Below are 18,789 nucleotides of genomic sequence, written 5' to 3' on the forward strand. Positions count from 1 at the left end.
GAAGCGCTACAAAGGCGATCGTGGACGCCGGTCACGCTCATACTTCGCTTTCGGAAATACCGAGTTCGTCGTCAATGAAGCGGAAGACCTCGTCGGGGGTCTCCCAGTCCTCGTCCTCGCCCGTGTCCTCCGCCTCGGCGCCGCGCCAGGAGTCGAGGATCGAGCGCAGCCGGTGCGCGATGGCCTCGCGTTCCTCGGCCGCGACCTCAGCTGCGGCCAATGAGCCACCGATCAGGTCGAGTTGGGCGAGCAGGGATGCCGCGGTGCCGTTATCGGCGCCCGGCGTCGCGCCGAACTGCTCGGCGAGGTGGCCGGCGAGGCGCTGCGGATTCGGATAGTCGAACACCAGGGTCGACGGAATGGCGAGGCCGGTGGCCGTCTGGAGGCGGTTGCGCAGTTCCAGAGCGCTGAGGGAGTCGAATCCGAGTTCCCGGAAAGCCTGGGTGGTGTCGATCTGCTCGCGCGAGGCATATCCGAGCACCGCGGCCACGTGGTCGCGTACCAGCGCGAGGAGTTGCTCCGTACGGTCGGGAAGGGCCAGCGCCGAAAGGCGGTCCGCCAGGGTGCCGGCCTCCTGCCGGCGGTCGGCGGCGGACGGCCGCCCGCGCTTGCCGGCGAGGGTGCGCCACAGCGGGGGAAGGTCGTTGCGGGTGCGGAGGGTGCTGAGGTCCAGCCGGGTCAGCGCGACGGCTGCTTGCGGACCGGCCAGGGCGGCGTCGAACATCGCCAGGCCCTGGTCCACGGTGAAGGGCGGGGTCCCGGAGGCGGTGATACGGCGCATGTCCGCATCCGACAACTCGCCTGTCAGGCCCGCACCTTGGGACCAAGGGCCCCAGGCCATCGACACTGCGGGAAGACCGGCGTGGCGGCGGTGCTGCATGAGCGTGTCCAGGAAGACGTTGGCCGCCGCGTAGTTGCCCTGTCCCGGGCTGCCCAGCACACCCGCGAGCGAGGAGAACACCACGAAGCGCGTGAGGTCACGGTCCCGGGTCAGCTCGTGCAGATTCCAGGCCGCATCCACCTTCGGCGCCAGCACCCGAGCCAACCGCTCCGCGGTCAGCGACGAGACCAGCCCGTCGTCCACCACCCCCGCCGTGTGCACGACACCGCTCAACGGCACGTCCGCCAGCAACTCCGCCAACGCTCCACGGTCACTGACATCACAGGCCGCCACCCGGGCCCGGGCACCCAACTCGGTCAGTTCCGCGATGAGTTCGGCGCCGCCACCACGCCGGCTGACCAGCAGCAGGTCCCGCACACCGTGCGTACGCACCAGGTGCCGGGCCACCTCCCGCCCGAGCCCGCCCGTACCACCGGTGACCAGCACCGTACCGTCACCGAAGCCGGCCGGCTCCGTATCCGAGGCGTCCGGAGTGGCCGTCACCCGCACCAGGCGCGCCGCACGGACGACACCCTCCCGGACGACCACCTGCGGCTCCCCACCAGCCGCGAGCTTGGCGATGAGATCGGTGTCCAGAGAGGTGGCCGACGCTTCGACGTCCACCAGGGCGATCCGCCCGGGGTGTTCCGCCTGCGCCGACCGCACCAGACCCCACACCGCCGAACCCGCCAGATCAGCGACCGCCTCCCCCGGCTCCGCCTCGACCGCACCCCGCGTCGCCACCACCAACCGGCTCCCGCCGAACCGCTCGTCCCCCACCCACCGCTGCACCTGAGCCAACACCCACGCCGTCAGCCCATGCGCCGACCCCACCACATCGCCCGCGGCACCGTAGGCCGCCAACACCAGCACATCCGCACCCGGTTCGACGTCCTCCGACACACCGAACACCGCCACACCCGCACCCGCACCCGGCACCTCCTCCGGCACCGCCACCACCGACGACCAGTCGACCGCCAGCATCGCGCCCGCCTGGGCGTCACCGGCGGGGCCGGTGGATGTGACCGGCTGGAGCACCAGGGTGCCGATCGTCAGCACCAACCGGCCGTCGGCGTCGACCAGTTCGACGCGGACACTGTCGGGGCCCGTACGGACCATGTGCACCCGGGTCGCCGTCGCGCCGCCCGCGTGCAGGGCCACGTCGGTGAAGCTGAACGGCATACGGCCGGCGGGCGCCGGGTCGAGCCCGGCGAAGGTGCTCGCCTGGAGCGCGGCGTCCAGCAGCGCCGGGTGTACCCCGAACCTGCGGGCCTGGTCGGCGTCCTCGTCCGCCACGGCGACCTCGGCGTAGACCTCCTCGGCGCCAACCCACACGTGCCGCAGGCCCTGGAACGCGGGGCCGTACACGAAACCGTCGGCTGCGAGCGCCGGGTAGAAGTCGCCGATGTCGGCCTGCGCGATGTCCACCGGCGGCCACTGCCACCCGGCCGGCTCGGGGGCGGCTACCTCGCCGAGCACGGCGGTCGCGTGGCGGGTCCAGGGCTCGTCCTCGCCGGTACGGGCGTACACCGCGAGCCCACTGTCGTCATTGACCACCACCTGCACCTGCACGCTCCCCGCCTCGGGAACGACCAACGGCGCCTCCACGACCAACTCCCGCAGCCCACCAGCCCCCACGGCATCCGCACCCCGAACCGCCAGCTCCACAAAGCCCGTTCCCGGGAACAGCACCACCCCGTGCACCGCGTGATCCCGCAACCACGGCTGCGTACGGAGCGACAACCGCGACGTCAGCACCACCGCACCCGAATCCGGCACCGACACCACCGCACCCAGCAACGGATGCTCCGCCGACACCAGCCCGGCCGCCGTCACGTCGCCCCCGACCAGAGACGCCTGCGGCCAGTAACGGCGCCGCTGGAAGGCGTACGTCGGCAGATCCACCCAGGCGGTGGGCCTGCGCGAGCCGAACAGCGCGTCCCACGTCACCGGAACGCCCTGCACGAACAACTGGCCGAGCGCCTGAAGCACGGTGCCCGCGTCGTCACGGTCCTTACGCATCAGGGCCACCGCGACCGTGTCTTCGGCGTTCGCCTGCGCCAACCCCGCCACGACACCGTCAGGACCCGCATCCACGAACGTGTCCACACCCTGCGCCCTCAACCACGCCAAACCATCCGCGAACCGCACCGCCGAACGCACCTGCTGCGCCCAATACTTCGGCGACGTCATGTCCGCAGGCTCACCCGTCAAATTCGACACCACGGGGATACGCGGCTCCGAAAACTCCACGTCGGCGATCGCCGCCATGAAGTCCTCCACCATCGGGTCCATCAACGCCGAATGGAACGCATGCGACACCCGCAGCCGCGTCGTCTTCACACCCAACGCCTTGAACCGCTCACCCACCGCGAGAACAGCGGCCTCCTCACCCGAAACGACCACGGAGCCGGGCGCGTTCACCGCCGCCACCGAGACGCCCTCGGGCAACTGGGGCAGCACCTCAGCCTCCGGGGCTGCAATCGCCACCATCGCCCCACCCGCCGGAAGCCCCTGCATCAAACGCGCCCGCGCCGCCACCAAACGGCACGCATCCGACAGCGAGAACACCCCCGCCACATGAGCCGCCGCCACCTCACCAATGGAGTGCCCCAGCAGATAATCCGGCTCCACCCCGAACGACTCCAGCAACCGGAACAACGCCACCTCAACCGCGAACAACGCCGGCTGCGCCCACCCCGTGGAGTTCAGCCCATCAGCGTCCTCACCCCACACCACGTTCCGCAACGGGACATCGAGGTGCCGGTCCAACTCCGCCACCACCTCATCGAAAGCCGCAGCGAACACCCCCGACTCCCCGTACAACACCCGCCCCATCCCCAGCCGTTGCGCACCCTGACCCGCGAACAACACCGCCACCCGACGGCCACCGGCCGCCACACCGTCCACCACGTTCGCCACCGACTCCCCAGCAGCCAACGCCCGCAACCCGGCGGCCAGTTCACCCGCGTCGGCGCCCACCACCACCGCGCGGTGGTCGAACCGCGACCGCGACAACAACGCCGCACCCACCGCCACCGGGTCCCGACCCTCCACCACCGACACCAACCGCCCCGCCTGCGCCCGCAACGCCTCCCCCGAACGACCCGACACCACCCACACCGTCTCCGCGCCGTCCCCCACCACGGACTCCGGCTCCACCTCGGGCCCAACACCGACCTCAGGCGCCGCCTCCAGGATCACGTGCGCGTTCGTCCCGGAAATACCGAACGACGACACCCCCGCCCGCCGAACCCTCCCCGTCTCCGGCCACGCCACCGACTCCGTCAACAACCGCACCTCACCAGCAGCCCAGTCCACATGCGAACTCGGCTCATCCACATGCAACGTCCGCGGCAACACCCCATGCCGCAGCGCCAGCACCATCTTGATCACACCCGCCACACCCGCAGCAGCCTGCGTATGACCGATGTTCGACTTCACCGCACCCAGCCACAGCGGCCGCTCCTCCGAACGCCCTTGACCGTAGGTCGCCAGCACGGCCTGCGCCTCGATCGGGTCACCCAACGTCGTCCCCGTACCGTGTGCCTCCACCGCGTCCACATCCGCCGCACCCAACCCCGCAGCCGCCAACGCCTGCCGGATCACCCGCTGCTGCGACGGACCGTTCGGCGCCGTCAAACCATTCGACGCACCATCCTGGTTCACCGCACTGGACCGCACCACCGCCAACACCCGATGACCATTCCGCTCCGCATCCGACAGGCGCTCCACCACCAGCACACCCATGCCCTCACTGAACCCCGTCCCATCCGCCGCCTCAGCAAACGCCTTGCACCGACCATCAGCAGACAACCCACCCTGCTGCGCAAACCCCACAAACGTGTGCGGCAACGCATTCACCGTCACCCCCGCCACCAACGCCAACGCACACTCCCCACCCCGCAACGCCTGACCCGCAAGGTGCAGCGCCACCAGCGACGACGAACACGCCGTATCCACCGTCACCGCCGGACCCACCAACCCCAGCGCATACGCCACCCGCCCCGACAACACACTCTGCGCACCACCCGTCAGCAACTGCGCATCCGCGTCGGCATCCACCAACGCCGCCGAGACGACCTCCGAATAACCCGACTGGTAGCTGCCGACGAACACACCTGTTGATGAACCCGCCAGCGCGAGCGGGTCGATACCCGCGTGCTCCAGCGCCTCCCACGCCCCCTCCAGCAGCAACCGCTGCTGCGGGTCCGTGGCCAGCGCCTCCCGCGGCGACATCGCGAAGAACCCGGCATCGAAGTCCAACGCGCCCTCCACGAACCCGCCGGCGTGAGCGAGTTCGGTCAGCAGACCGGTGTCCCAACCGCGGTCGGCGGGGAACTCGCCCATGCCGTCGCGGCCTTGGGCGAGCAGGTCCCACAGCCGGTCCGGGTCCGAGGCGCCGCCGGGGAAGCGGCAGGCCATGCCGACGATGACCAGGGGGTCGTCGTCCACCGAGCGCAGCGCGGGCAGCGCCTCGGTCGGGGAGGCCGCGACGCCGCCGAGGCGCTCGTCCAGGAAGTCGGCGAGGCGGACGGCGTTGGGGTAGTCGAAGACGAGGGTCGAGGGCAGGGCGAGTTCGGTCACGGTCTGGAGCCGGTTGCGCAGTTCGACCGCAGTCAGCGAGTCGAACCCGACGTCGCGGAAGGGCTGTTCGGGGGCGACCTGGCTCGCCGAGCTGTGGCCGAGCACCGCGGCGGCGTGGTCGCGGACGAGGTCGAGCAGATGGCTCCGCCGCTGGTCGGCGGTGAGCCCGGCCAGTCGGGCGGCGAGGCCGCCGACGGTGTGGTCGGCGGTGCCCGCGCGGGCCCGGGTGCGCCGGGCCGGGCCGCCGGCAAGGGAGCGGAAGAGGGCGGGGACGTCGGCGGTGGCCCGCAGGGCGGCGGCCTTCAGCTCGGTCAGGCCGAGCAGCGGCCGGTCGGCGGCCAGCGCCCGGTCGAAGAGGGCCATGCCCTGCTGCTCCGAGATCGGGCGCATGCCCAGCCGGCCGAGCCGGTGCATGTCGGTGCCGGAGAGCGCGCCGGTCAGGCCGAGGCTCTGGTCCCAGGGCCCCCAGGCCATGGAGACACCGGCGAGCCCGGCCGCCCGGCGGTGCCGTACCAGGGCGTCGAGGTAGACGTTGCCCGCGGCGTAGTTGCCCTGTCCGGGGCTGCCGATGAGCCCGGCGAGCGAGGAGAAGACGACGAACATCGCGAGGTCCTGGTCGCGGGTCAGCTCGTGCAGGTGCCAGGCCGCGTCCACCTTGGGGGTGAGGACGCGATGGAGTTGGCCGGGGGTCAGCGTGGAGATCACGCCGTCGTCCAGGACGCCCGCGGTGTGCACCACCCCCGCGAGGCGCACGCCGTCCAGGGCGGCCGCCAGCGCGTCGCGGTCGGCGGCGTCGCATGCCGCCACGGTGACCTCGGCGCCCTGGGCCGTCAGCTCCTCGACCAGCGCGTCCGCGCCGGGTGCGGCGCCGCCCCGGCGGCTGAGCAGCAGCAGGCTGCGTACGCCGTGCGCCGCCACAAGGTGCCGGGCGACCGCGCTGCCGAGGCCGCCGGTGCCGCCGGTGATCAGGACGGTGCCGTCGAGCGTGACGGGTGCGGTGTCCGCGCCGCCCGTCACGTCCGCGCGCACCAGCTGCGGGGCGAGCAACGTACCGCCGCGCACCGCGAGTTGGGGCTCGCCGGTGCCGAGCGCGCGGGCCGGCATGTCGGAGGAGATGACAGCATCGGTGTCGGCATCGGTGTCGAGCAGGACGAACCGGCCCGGGTCCTCGCTCTGCGCCGACCGGACCAGCCCCCACACGGCGGCCGCGGCCAGATCGGTGACGGTCTCGCCCGGGTGGGCGGCGACCGCGCCGCGGGTGCGGACGACCAGCCGTTCGCCGGTGAAGTCCCGCACCTGGGTCAGCGCCCATTCCACGGCCGCGTGGACCGCCTCCGGTGAGGTGTCCGCCGCGGCGGGCACGTCGAGCAGCACGTGGCCGTCGGAAGCGGCGGCGCCGACCGGCTCGGGCACCTCGTTCCACACGAGGTCGAGCACCGTCTCCGCCGTGTGGCCCGCGCCGAGCGCCCGCTCCTGGACCGGGCGCATGACCAGCGAGCCGATCGACAGCACGGGTGCGCCGGTCTCGTCGGCCAGGACCGCCGTGACGGCGTCCGGTCCGGTGCGCGCCATCCGCACCCGTACGGCCTTCGCGCCGGCGGCGTGCAGGGTGACGTCGTTGAACGCGAAGGGCAGTCGGCCGAGTTCGGCGGGGTCCAGGCCGGCGAAGGTGTTCGGGTGCAGGGCCGCGTCGAGCAGCGCCGGGTGGATGCCGAACGCCGTGGCGGCGGTGCCCTGGTCGTCGGGCAGGGCCGCCTCGGCGTAGATCCGGCCGTCCTGCCGCCACGCCCGGGTCAGCCCCTGGAAGACCGGGCCGTACCCGAACCCGTCGTCGGCGCTGCGCTCGTAGAAGTCCGCGAGGTCCACCGGTGTGCTGCCCGGCGGCGGCCACGCGCCCGCCAGCTCGGCCGCGTCCACGGTGCCGGCCTCGTCCACGACGGCACCGGTGGCGTGGCGGGTCCAGGGCTCTTCCTCGCCGGTACGGGCGTACACCGCCACCGTACGATCCGACCCGTCCACGACGACCTGCACCTGGACGCTCCCGGTCTCGGGAACGACCAACGGCGCCTCCACGACCAACTCCCGCAGACCGCCCGCGCCGACTGCGTCCGCGCCCCGAACCGCCAGCTCCACAAAGCCCGTTCCGGGAAAGAGCACCGTGCCGTGCACCGCGTGATCCCGCAACCACGGCTGGGCCCGCAACGACAACCGCGACGTCAGGACGACCGTGCCCGAACCCGGCACCGCCACCACCGCACCCAGCAACGGATGCTCCGCCGACACCAAACCCGCCGCCGCCACATCCCCCGCCACCAACGACGGCTCCGGCCAGTACCGACGCCGCTGGAACGCATACGTCGGCAAACTCACCCGCCCCGACACCCGGCCTGCGAAGAGCCCGTCCCACCGGACCGGCACCCCACGGACGAACAGTTCGGCCGCGGACAGCAGGAACCGGTCCAAGCCGCCCTCGTTACGGCGCAGGGTGCCCGTCGCCACGGTGTCCTCACCCAGGGTGTCGTGCACGGCCATCGTCAACACCGGGTGCGGGCTGACCTCGACGAACGCGGTGAAACCATCGGCCGCCAGAGCCCGCGTCGCCTGCTCGAACTCCACGGTCTGCCGCAGATTGCGATACCAGTAACCGGCATCCAGGGTGGAGGTGTCGATGCGCTCGCCCGACACGGAGGAGTACATGGGCACGGGGGACGTGACCGGGCTCACCTCGGCCAGATCGGCGAGGACCTGGGTCTCGATCAGCTCCACGTACGCCGAGTGGGAGGCGTAGTCCACGGGGACCTTGCGGGCCCGCACTTCCCGCTCCTCGCACCGGGCGATCAGCGCCTCCAGCTCCTCCACCGGACCCGCTGCCACCACCGCCCCCGGACCGTTCACGACCGCCACGGACACGTTCTCCGGCAGCAGTTCGCGCACCTCATCGACTGGCAGTGAGACCGCGACCATGCCACCCTTACCCGCCAACTCGCTGGCGATAGCGCGGCTCCGCAACGCCACCACCCGCGCACCGTCATCCAGTGACAGCCCACCCGCGACAACGGCTGCCGCGATCTCGCCCTGCGAATGCCCCACCACCGCCGCCGGCTCCACACCCCACGAACGCCACACCGCCGCCAACGACACCATCACCGCCCACAACACCGGCTGCACCACATCCACCCGCGCCAACGCAGCCTCGTCATCCAGGACTTCCAGCAACTCCCAGTCCACGAACGGCCGCAACGCCTCCCCACACGCCACCATCGACCCCCGGAACACCTCCGAGGCACCCATCAACCCCGCAGCCATCCCCACCCACTGAGCACCCTGCCCCGGGAACACGAAAACCACTTGCCGACCCCGACCAGCAGGCGCGGCCCCACTCACCACATGGCCCACCGGCTCACCGGCCGCCAACGCCCGCAACCCAGCCGCCAGTTCGGCCCGGTCCGAACCCACCACCACCGCACGGTGATCGAACAACGACCGCGACAGCAGCGCCGCACCCACACCCACCGGCTCCAACTCCGCCGACTCCACCGCCGACAGCAGACGCTCCGCCTGACCCCGCACCCCGTCCTCGGCCCGGGCGGAGAGCACCCACGCCACGGCTGCGTCGTCGGGCTCGCCCTCTTCCGCGTCCGCGACCTCCGCCGGAGCCGCCGGGCCCTCCAGGATCACGTGCACGTTCGTCCCGGACATCCCGAACGACGACACACCCGCCCGCCGCGCCCGACCCGTCTCCGGCCACGGCTGCTGCTCGGTGAGCAGCCGTACCTGCCCCGCCGTCCAGTCCACCCGGGTGCTCGGCTCGTCCACGTGCAGGGTGCGGGGCAGCACCCCGTGCCGCATCGCGAGCACCATCTTGATCACACCCGCCACACCCGCAGCCGCCTGCGTATGACCGATGTTCGACTTCAACGACCCGAGCCACAACGGCCGTTCCGCCGACCGCCCCTGCCCGTACGTCGCCAGCAACGCCTGCGCCTCGATCGGGTCACCCAACGTCGTCCCCGTACCGTGCGCCTCCACCGCGTCCACATCGGCCGGCGTGAGCGAAGCCGCCGCCAGCGCCTGCCGGATCACCCGCTGCTGCGACGGACCGTTCGGCGCCGTCAAACCATTCGACGCACCGTCCTGGTTCACCGCGCTGGACCGTACGACCGCCAGTACCTCGTGACCATTCCGCTCCGCATCCGACAACCGCTCCACCACCAGCACACCCACACCCTCGGACCAGCCCGTCCCGTCCGCCGCGTCCGCGAACGCCCGGCACCGCCCGTCCGACGACAAACCGCCCTGCCGGCTGAACTCCACGAACGTGTTCGGCGTGGCCATCACCGTGACACCGCCGGCCAGCGCGAGCGAGCACTCGCCCGCGCGCAGCGCCTGGCCGGCGAGATGGAGCGCCACCAGCGACGACGAGCAGGCCGTGTCCACGGTGACCGCGGGACCTTCGAGGCCGAGGGTGTAGGCGACCCGGCCGGAGGCGACGCTGAAGGCGCCGCCGGTCAGGAGGTGGCCCTGGGTCTCCTCCAGCGAACCGACCAGCTCGCCGTAGCCGGACTGGCTGATGCCGAAGACGACGCCGGTGGGGCTGCCGGCGAGGGACTGGGGGTCGATCCCGGCGTCCTCGAGCGCGGCCCAGGACGTCTCAAGCAGCAGCCGCTGCTGGGGGTCCATCGCCAGCGCCTCGCGGGGCGAGATGCCGAAGAAGGCGGCGTCGAAGCCGTCGGCCGCGACGAAGCCGCCGCTGCGGGTGACGGAGGTGCCGCTGCGGGTGCCCTCGGCGTCGTGGAGCTGCTCGATGTCCCAGTCGCGGTCCTCGGGGAAGCCCGCGATGGCGTCGGTGCCCGAGGCGACGAGTTGCCACAGCTCGTCGGGGCTGGTGACGCCGCCGGGGAAGCGGCAGGCCATGCCGACGATGGCCAGCCGGTCGTCGTCGGCGAGCGCCCGGGCCGGCGCGGCACCGCCCGCGTTCGGGGTGACGCCGTCGAGCAGGCCCGCCAGGTACTGGGCGAGGCGCAGCGGCGTCGGGTAGTCGAAGACCATCGAGTCCGCGACGGGCAGGCCGGTGCCGCGCTTGACACGGTTGCGCAGCTCGACGCCCATCAGCGAGTCGAAGCCCATCTCGCGGAAGGCGGTGGTGGCGCTGAGGTGCCGGCCCGAGGCGTGGCCGAGGACGGCTGCCGCGTGGTCGCGGACGAGGGTGAGGAGGTGGTCCTCGCGCTCGGGCCCGGTCAGCCCGGCGAGCTGTTCGGCGAGGCCGCCGGCGAGTCGCTGCGCGTCGCCGGCCCGGCGCCGGGCCGGGCCGCCGGCCAGTGCGCGGAAGACGGGCAGGTCGTCGCGGGCGCGGAGGGCGGCGAGGTCCAGGTCGGCGAGGCCGACCAGGGCCCGGCCGGAGGTCAGGGCGCGGTCGAAGAGGGCCAGGCCCTGGGGCACCGACAGCGGGCGCAGGCCCGAGCGGGCCAGCCGCCGCATGTCGGCGTCGGTCAGCGCCGCGGTGAGGCCGACGTCCTGGGTCCAGGCGCCCCAGGCCATGGAGACGCCGGGCAGGCCGGCGTGGCGCCGGGCGTGCATGAGCGCGTCGAGGAAGACGTTGGCCGCGGCGTAGTTGGCCTGGCCGGGGTTGCCGAGGATGCCGGACAGCGAGGAGAACACCGCGAAGAGGGTGAGGTCGCGGTCCCGGGTCAGCTCGTGCAGGTGCCAGGCCGCGTCCGCCTTCGGCGCCAGCACCCGGGCCAACCGGTCCGCGGTCAGCGACGAGACCAGCCCGTCGTCCACCACCCCTGCCGTGTGCACGACACCGCTCAACGGCACGTCCGCCAGCAACTCCGCCAGCGCATCACGGTCGCTCACGTCACACGCCGCAACGGTCACCTCGGCGCCTTCCGCGCCCAGCTCCTCGGCCAACTCCGGTGCACCCTCGGCCGCGAGACCGCGCCGGCTCACCAGCAGCAGGCTCCGCACACCATGCGTACGCACCAGGTGCCGGGCCACCTCCCGGCCGAGCCCGCCCGTACCGCCGGTGACCAGCACCGTGCCCTCGGGGGCGGCGTACGGCGACTCGTCCCGCGGGGCGACGCGGATCAGCCGTGCCGCTCTGATCTCCTCGCCGCGCAGGGCGAGTTGGGGTTCGGCGGTGCGTACGGCCCGGGCCAGCCGGCGTACGTCGAGGGCCTTGCCGGGTTCGGCGTCCACGAGCAGGACGCGGCCCGGGTGCTCGCGCTGTGCGGTGCGCAGCAGGCCCCATACGGCGGCCGCGCCGAGGTCCGGCACCGGCTCGTCGGGGTGGGTGGCGACGGCGCCGCGGGTGAGGGCGACGAGCGTCGTGTCGGCGAAGCGCTCCTCGGCCAGCCAGGACTGGAGCTGTTCGAGGGCCCGGCGGGTGGTGGCGTGGACCGACCGCACCATGGCGTCCGGCGCGTCCTCGGCGTTCTCGGCGTCCTCCGCGGACTGCCCCGACACGGCCACCACGATGTACGGGGGCGGGTGTTCGTCAGCGAGGACGTCGTCGAGACTCGGGTAGGCGGCCTCCGGCAGCCACGCGGTGTCGGCGCCGGGTGCCTGGACGAAGGCGAAGCGTACGTCGTCCACGCCGTCGTCGGGGACGGGCAGCGCGGGCCAGTCGAGGGCCAGCTCGGTGCCGCTGCGGGCGCCGGCCGCCAGGCCGGACGCGGGCGGCGCACCCAGGGTCACAGTGCCGATGGACAGCACCAACGCGCCGTTGGCGTCGGCGAGTTCGACGCTCACGCGGTCGGGGCCGGTGCGGACCACCCGGGCCCGGGCCGCGGTCGCGCCCGCGGCGTGCAGGGTCGCGTCGGCAAAGCCCACCGGCACCCGGCCGGGGAGCGCCGGGTCCCACCCCGCGTAGGCGACGGCCTGGAGCGCGGCGTCCAGCAGCGCCGGGTGCACCCCGAACCTGCGGGCCCGGTCGGCCTCGCCCTCGGGCACCTCGACCTCGGCCAGCACCGCGCCGTCGGCCCGCCACACCTGCCGCAGACCCTGGAACGCCGGGCCGTACACCAGGCCCTCGTCCGCGGCCAGTTCGTAGCAGCCCGCGAGGTCCACCCGCGCACCGCTCTCCGGCGGCCACGGCCACCCGCCCTCACCCGAGGCGACGGCGTCACCGAGTGCGGCGGTCGCGTGCCGGAGCCACGCGTCGTCGTCGGAGCGGCGCGAGTAGATCTCCGCCCGGGAGTCCGCCACCACGACCTGGAGCTGGACGCTTCCGGCCTCGGGGACGACGAGGGGCGCCTCCACCGCCAACTCCCGCAGCCCGCCCGCACCCACGGCGTCCGCGCCCCGAACCGCCAGCTCCACCAGGCCCGTTGCCGGGAACACCACCGTGCCGTGCACCGCGTGGTCGGCCAGCCACGGCTGCGTACGGAGCGACAGCCGCGAGGTCAGGACCACCGTGTCCGAGGTGGGCACGGACACCACCGCACCGAGCAGCGGGTGTTCGGCGGATGCCAGCCCGGCCGCCATCACGTCGCCCCCGGCGAGGGATGCCTGCGGCCAGTAACGGCGGCGCTGGAAGGCGTACGTCGGCAGGTCCACCCAGGTGGGCTTGCGGTCGCCGAACAGGCCGTCCCACCTCACCGGCACGCCGCGCGCGAAGAGTTGGCCCAGCGCCCGGAGCACGGTGCGCTCGTCGTCATGGTCCTTGCGCATCAGGGCCACCGCGACCGCGTCTTCGGCGTTGGCCTGCGCCAGCCCCGCCACGACGCCGTCCGGACCCGCGTCCACGAACGTGTCCACGCCCTGCGCCGCCAGCCACGCCAACCCGTCCGCGAACCGCACCGCCGAACGGACCTGCTGCGCCCAGTACGTGGGGGACGTCATGTCCGCGGGCTCACCCGTCAGGTTCGACACCACGGGGATGCGCGGCTCGGCGAACGTCACGTCGGCGATCGCCGCGGTGAAGTCCGCCAGCATCGGGTCCATCAGGGCCGAGTGGAACGCGTGCGACACCCGCAGCCGCGTCGTCTTCACGCCCAGCGCCTTGAAGTGCTCACCCACCGCGAGGACAGCGGCCTCCTCGCCCGAAACGACCACGGAGCCAGGCGCGTTGACCGCCGCCACCGAGACGCCCTCGGGCAGCTGGGGCAGCACCTCAGCCTCCGGGGCGGCGATAGCGACCATCGCCCCACCCGCCGGAAGTGCCTGCATCAAACGGGCGCGGGCAGCCACCAGCCGGCACGCGTCCCGCAAGTCAAAAACCCCCGCCACATGAGCCGCCGCCACCTCACCAATGGAGTGCCCCAGCAGATAATCCGGCTCCACCCCGAACGACTCCAGCAACCGGAACAACGCCACCTCGACGGCGAACAACGCCGGCTGCGCCCACCCCGTGGAGTTCAGCCCATCAGCGTCCTCACCCCACACCACATCCCGCAACGGCACATCGAGGTGCTGGTCCAACTCCGCCACCACCTCGTCGAAGGCCGCAGCGAACACCTCGCACTCCCCGTACAACGCGCGCCCCATCCCCAGCCGTTGCGCACCCTGACCCGCGAACAACACCGCCACCCGGCGCCCGTTCCGCCCCACACCCTGCGCCACGTTCGCCACCGACTCACCCGCCGCCAACGCCCGCAGCCCAGCGGTCAGTTCACCCGCATCCGCACCGACCACCACCGCACGGTGCTCAAACACCGACCGCGACAACAACGCCGCACCCACCGCCACCGGGTCCCGGCCCTCCACCACCGACACCAACCGCCCCGCCTGCGCCCGCAACGCCTCCCCCGTACGACCCGACACCACCCACACCGCCCCGGCACCGTCCGCCGGTGCCGCTTCACCCTCCGCCTCGGGCCCCGCACCGACCTCAGGCGCCGCCTCCAGAATCACGTGCGCGTTCGTCCCGGAAATACCGAACGACGACACCCCCGCCCGCCGAACCCTCCCCGTCTCCGGCCACGCCACCGACTCCGTCAACAACCGCACCTCACCAGCAGCCCAGTCCACATGCGAACTCGGCTCGTCCACGTGCAACGTCCGCGGAAGCACCCCGTGCCGCAGCGCCAGCACCGTCTTGATCACGCCGGCGACCCCGGCCGCGGCCTGGGTGTGCCCGATGTTCGACTTCAACGACCCGAGCCACAGCGGCCGTTCCGCCGGCCGCCCCTGCCCGTAGGTCGCCAGTACCGCCTGGGCCTCGATCGGGTCGCCCAGCGTCGTCCCGGTGCCGTGGGCCTCCACCATGTCCACGTCGGACGGCGACAGCGAGGCCGCGGCCAGCGCCTGCCGGATCACCCGCTGCTGCGACGGACCGTTCGGCGCGGTCAGACCATTCGACGCACCATCCTGGTTCACCGCACTGGACCGCACCACCGCCAACACCCGATGACCATTCCGCTCCGCATCCGAGAGCCGCTCCACCACCAGCACACCCATGCCCTCGCTGAAGCCCGTCCCATCCGCCGCCTCAGCAAACGCCTTGCACCGACCATCAGCAGACAACCCACCCTGCTGCGCAAACCCCACAAACGTGTGCGGCAGCGCGTTCACCGTCACCCCCGCCACCAACGCCAGCGAGCACTCCCCACCCCGCAACGCCTGACCGGCGAGGTGCAGCGCCACCAGCGACGACGAGCACGCCGTATCCACCGTCACCGCCGGACCCACCAACCCCAGCGCATACGCCACCCGCCCGGACAGGACGCTCTGCGCACCACCCGTGAGGAGCTGCGCCTCCGCGTCCGTGTCCGGCAGCGCGGCGGAGACCACCTCCGCGTACCCGGACTCGTAGCTGCCGACGAACACACCCGTCGGGGAACCCGCCAGCGCGAGCGGGTCGATACCCGCGTGCTCCAGCGCCTCCCACGCCCCCTCCAGCAGCAACCGCTGCTGCGGGTCCGTGGCCAGCGCCTCCCGCGGCGACATCGCGAAGAAACCGGCGTCGAAGTCCAACGCGCCCTCGACGAAGCCGCCGGCGAGGCGGCCCGCGGTGTCGGGGCCGTAGAGGTGTTCCAGGTCCCAGTCGCGGTCCGTCGGGAAGCCGGTGATGGCATCGCGCTCGCCGATGACGAGGTCCCACATCCGGTCCGGGCCGGTGATGCCGCCCGGGAAGCGGCAGGACATGCCGACGATGACCAGGGGGTCGTCGCCGGTGGCCGGGGCGGGGGCGGGCAGCGGGGCGGCGGTGTCGGCGGCGGCGCGGGTGCCGCCGAGCCGGTCGGCGAGGAAGGCCGCGAGGCGGGCGGGTGTGGGGTAGTCGAAGACCATGCTGGTCGGGATGGGCAGGCCGGTGGCGGCCTGGAGCCGGTTGCGCAGGTCGACGGCGGTCATCGAGTCGAAGCCGGCGGAGCGGAAGGGCACGGCGGGGTCGACGTCCGTGCCGCCGCGGTGGCCGAGCAGGGCGGCGGCGTGGTCGCGGACGAGGCCGAGCAGATAGGTGTCGCGTTCCTTGGCGGACAGCGGGGCGAGAGCGCGCAGCAGCGCGTCGTCCTGCTCGGCGACCGCGGCGGGCGCGGGAGTACCGGCCGGTGCGGCGGTGAGCTGCCGGGCGGGGGCCTCGCCGAGGCCGGCGACGGTGTGCCGTTCGCGCTGGAAGGCGTAGGTGGGCAGCTTGACGCGCCGCGGCCGCAGTCCTTCGAGCAGGGCGGTCCAGGTGACGGGCACGCCGTGCACGTGGACCTGCGCGACCGAGGTCAGGAAGCGGTCCAGGCCGCCCTGGTCGCGGCGCAGGCTGCCGGTGACGAGCGCGGGGCCGGCCGTGTCGCCGAGGGCGTCCAGCGTGTCCTGGACGGGCACGGTGAGCACCGGGTGCGGGCTCACCTCCACCAGCACCGTGGTCCCGTCGGCGGCCAGTGCGCGGGTCGCGGTCTCGAACTGCACGGTCTGGCGCAGGTTGCGGTACCAGTAGTGCGCGTCGAGTTCCGCGGTGTCGAGGGGGGCGCCGGTCACGGAGGAGTACATCGGCACGGTGCCGGTCCGGGGGCGCAGGGGCGCGAGGTCGGCGAGCAGGCGGCTCTCGATCTCCTCGACGGCCGCGGAGTGCGAGGCGTAGTCGACGGAGACGGGGCGGAAGCGGATGCCGGTGTCGGCGCAGCGGGCGGCGAGTTCGTCGATGGCGGCGGACTCGCCGGAGACCACCACCGAGCCGGGGCCGTTGACGGTGGCGACGGACAGGCGGCCGTCCCAGGGGGCGATCAGTGCGGCGGCGTCGGGGGCGGGCAGGGAGACGACGGCCATGCCGCCGCGGCCGGTGAGGGTCTCGGCGATGGCCCGGCTGCGCAGGGCCACGACGCGGGCGCCGTCGGTCAGTGACAGGCCGCCGGCGACGACGGCGGCGGCGATCTCGCCCTGGGAGTGCCCGACGACGGCGGCCGGCTCCACGCCCATCCAGCGCCACAGGCGGGCGAGGGAGACCATGACGGCCCACAGGGCGGGCTGGACGACGTCGACGCGGGCGAGCAGGGCCTCGTCGTCCAGGGCGTCGGTCAGCGACCAGTCGACGAACGGGCGCAGGGCGTGTGCGCATTCCTCGAGGGCGGCGCGGAAGACCGGGGAGGCGGCTGTCAGTGCGGTGGCCATGCCGGTCCACTGGGCGCCCTGGCCGGGGAAGACGAACGCCACCCGGTGGTCGGGGCGGGCCGCGTGGCCCTGGACGAGGCCGGCGGCGGGCTCTCCTGCGGCCAGGGCGGCGAGTGCGGCGGCCAGTCGGTCCGGGTCGGCGCCGACGACGGCGGCGCGGTGGTCGAAGGTGGAGCGGGCGGTGAGCAGGGACCAGGCGATGTCCGCGGGGCGAGGCGCGGGGTCGGCTGCCATCCGGTGCCGGAGGCGTTCGGCCTGGGCGCGCAGTGCGGCGGCGGACTTGGCGGAGAGCACGAGGGCCAGTTCGCCGGGTGCGGGCTGCGGCGCGGGGTCGGGGGCGGGCTCGGGTGCCCGTAGCGGGGAGCTGAGCACCACGTGGCAGTTGGTGCCGCCCATGCCGAAGGAGGAGACCCCGGCGTGCAGCGGGCCGGCCGGCTCGGGCCAGGGTCCGGGTGCGGCGGCGACGCGCAGGTTCCACTCATCGGCGCGGATGGCGGGGTTGAGGCGTTGGAAGTTCAGGCTCGCCGGGATCTCGCGGTGCTTGAGCATGAGGGCGACCTTGAGCAGGCCGGTGATGCCCGCGGCGCCTTCGAGGTGGCCGACGTTGGTCTTCGCGGAGCCGACGAGCAGGGGGTGCCGGCGGTCGGGGCTGGTGCCGAGGCAGTGGCCGAGGGCTTCGGCCTCGACGGGGTCGCCGACCTTGGTGCCGGTGCCGTGCAGTTCGACGTACTGGACGGTGCCGGGGGCGACGCCGGCGCGTTCGTAGGCGCGGGTGAGGACGTCGCGCTGGCCGGTGACGGTGGGCACCAGGAGGCTGTCGCCGGCGCCGTCGTTGTTGACGGCGCTGCCGCGGATGACGCAGTGGACGTCGTCGCCGTCGGCGAGGGCGTCGGCGAGGAGTTTGAGGACGACGAAGCCGCCGCCTTCGCCGCGGACGTAGCCGTTGGCGCGTTCGTCGAAGGTGAAGCACTGCCCGTCGGGGGACAGCGCGCCGAGCCGGGCCTCCAGCAGGGCGGACTGCTCGGTGAGGTTGAGGTTGACGCCGCCGGCCAGGGCGAGCCGGGCCTCGCCGGTGCGCAGGCTCTCGCAGGCCATGTGGACGGCGACGAGCGAGGAGGACTGGCCGGTGTCCACCGTGAGGCTCGGCCCGCGCAGTCCGGCGAAGTAGGACAGCCGGTTGGCGATGACGGCGCGGTGGGTGCCCGCCATGGTGTGGTGGCTGAGGGCGCCGGGGCTGCGCAGAGCGGTCAGGTGGGCGTGGTCGCTGGCCATGGCGCCGACGTAGACGCCGACGGGCAGGCCGCGCAGCGTCTCCGGGACGAGTCCGGCGTCCTCCAGTGCCTCCCAGCCGAGTTCGAGGGCGAGGCGCTGCTGGGGGTCCATCTCGGCGCTCTCGCGGGGGGAGACGCCGAAGAAGGCGGCGTCGAAGGCGTCGGGGGCGTCGATGAAGGCGCCGCGGCGGACCAGGGCGCGCAGGGCCGGGTCGTGGCCGTCGTTGCCGTCCTGGTCGGGCCAGCGGCCGGCGGGGACGTCGGCGACGGCGTTGGTGCCGGTGCGCAGCAGCCGCCAGAAGCCGGCGGGGTCGGGGGCCTGCGGCAGGCGGCAGGACATTCCGACGACGGCGACGTCCGCTGCGGAGCAGCCGGGGAATTCGTGGTCCATCGATACGGCGTGGCCTTCGGCTGTCACTTCTCGCCCCTCGGTCGTACCTGATTCCGGTTCCGGCGCTGTGCCCGGCTTCTGGTGCTCCGCCGGAACGCTATGGCGGCGGTCGGGAGCGG

At 73.3% G+C, this 18,789-nt stretch carries 1 protein-coding gene; it reads right to left on the bottom strand.

Features of this window, described 5'->3' with window-relative positions; translation table 11 throughout:
- Positions 1 to 37: 37 nt before the first annotated feature.
- The gene (locus tag AC3ERT_RS08825) at positions 38 to 18,670 is read right to left on the bottom strand and encodes an SDR family NAD(P)-dependent oxidoreductase (protein WP_435173526.1); all 18,633 of its coding nucleotides are present in this window, start codon (positions 18,668 to 18,670) and stop codon (positions 38 to 40) included.
- Positions 18,671 to 18,789: the final 119 nt, after the last annotated feature.

It is taken from the genome of Actinacidiphila sp. bgisy145 (assembly GCF_057708125.1).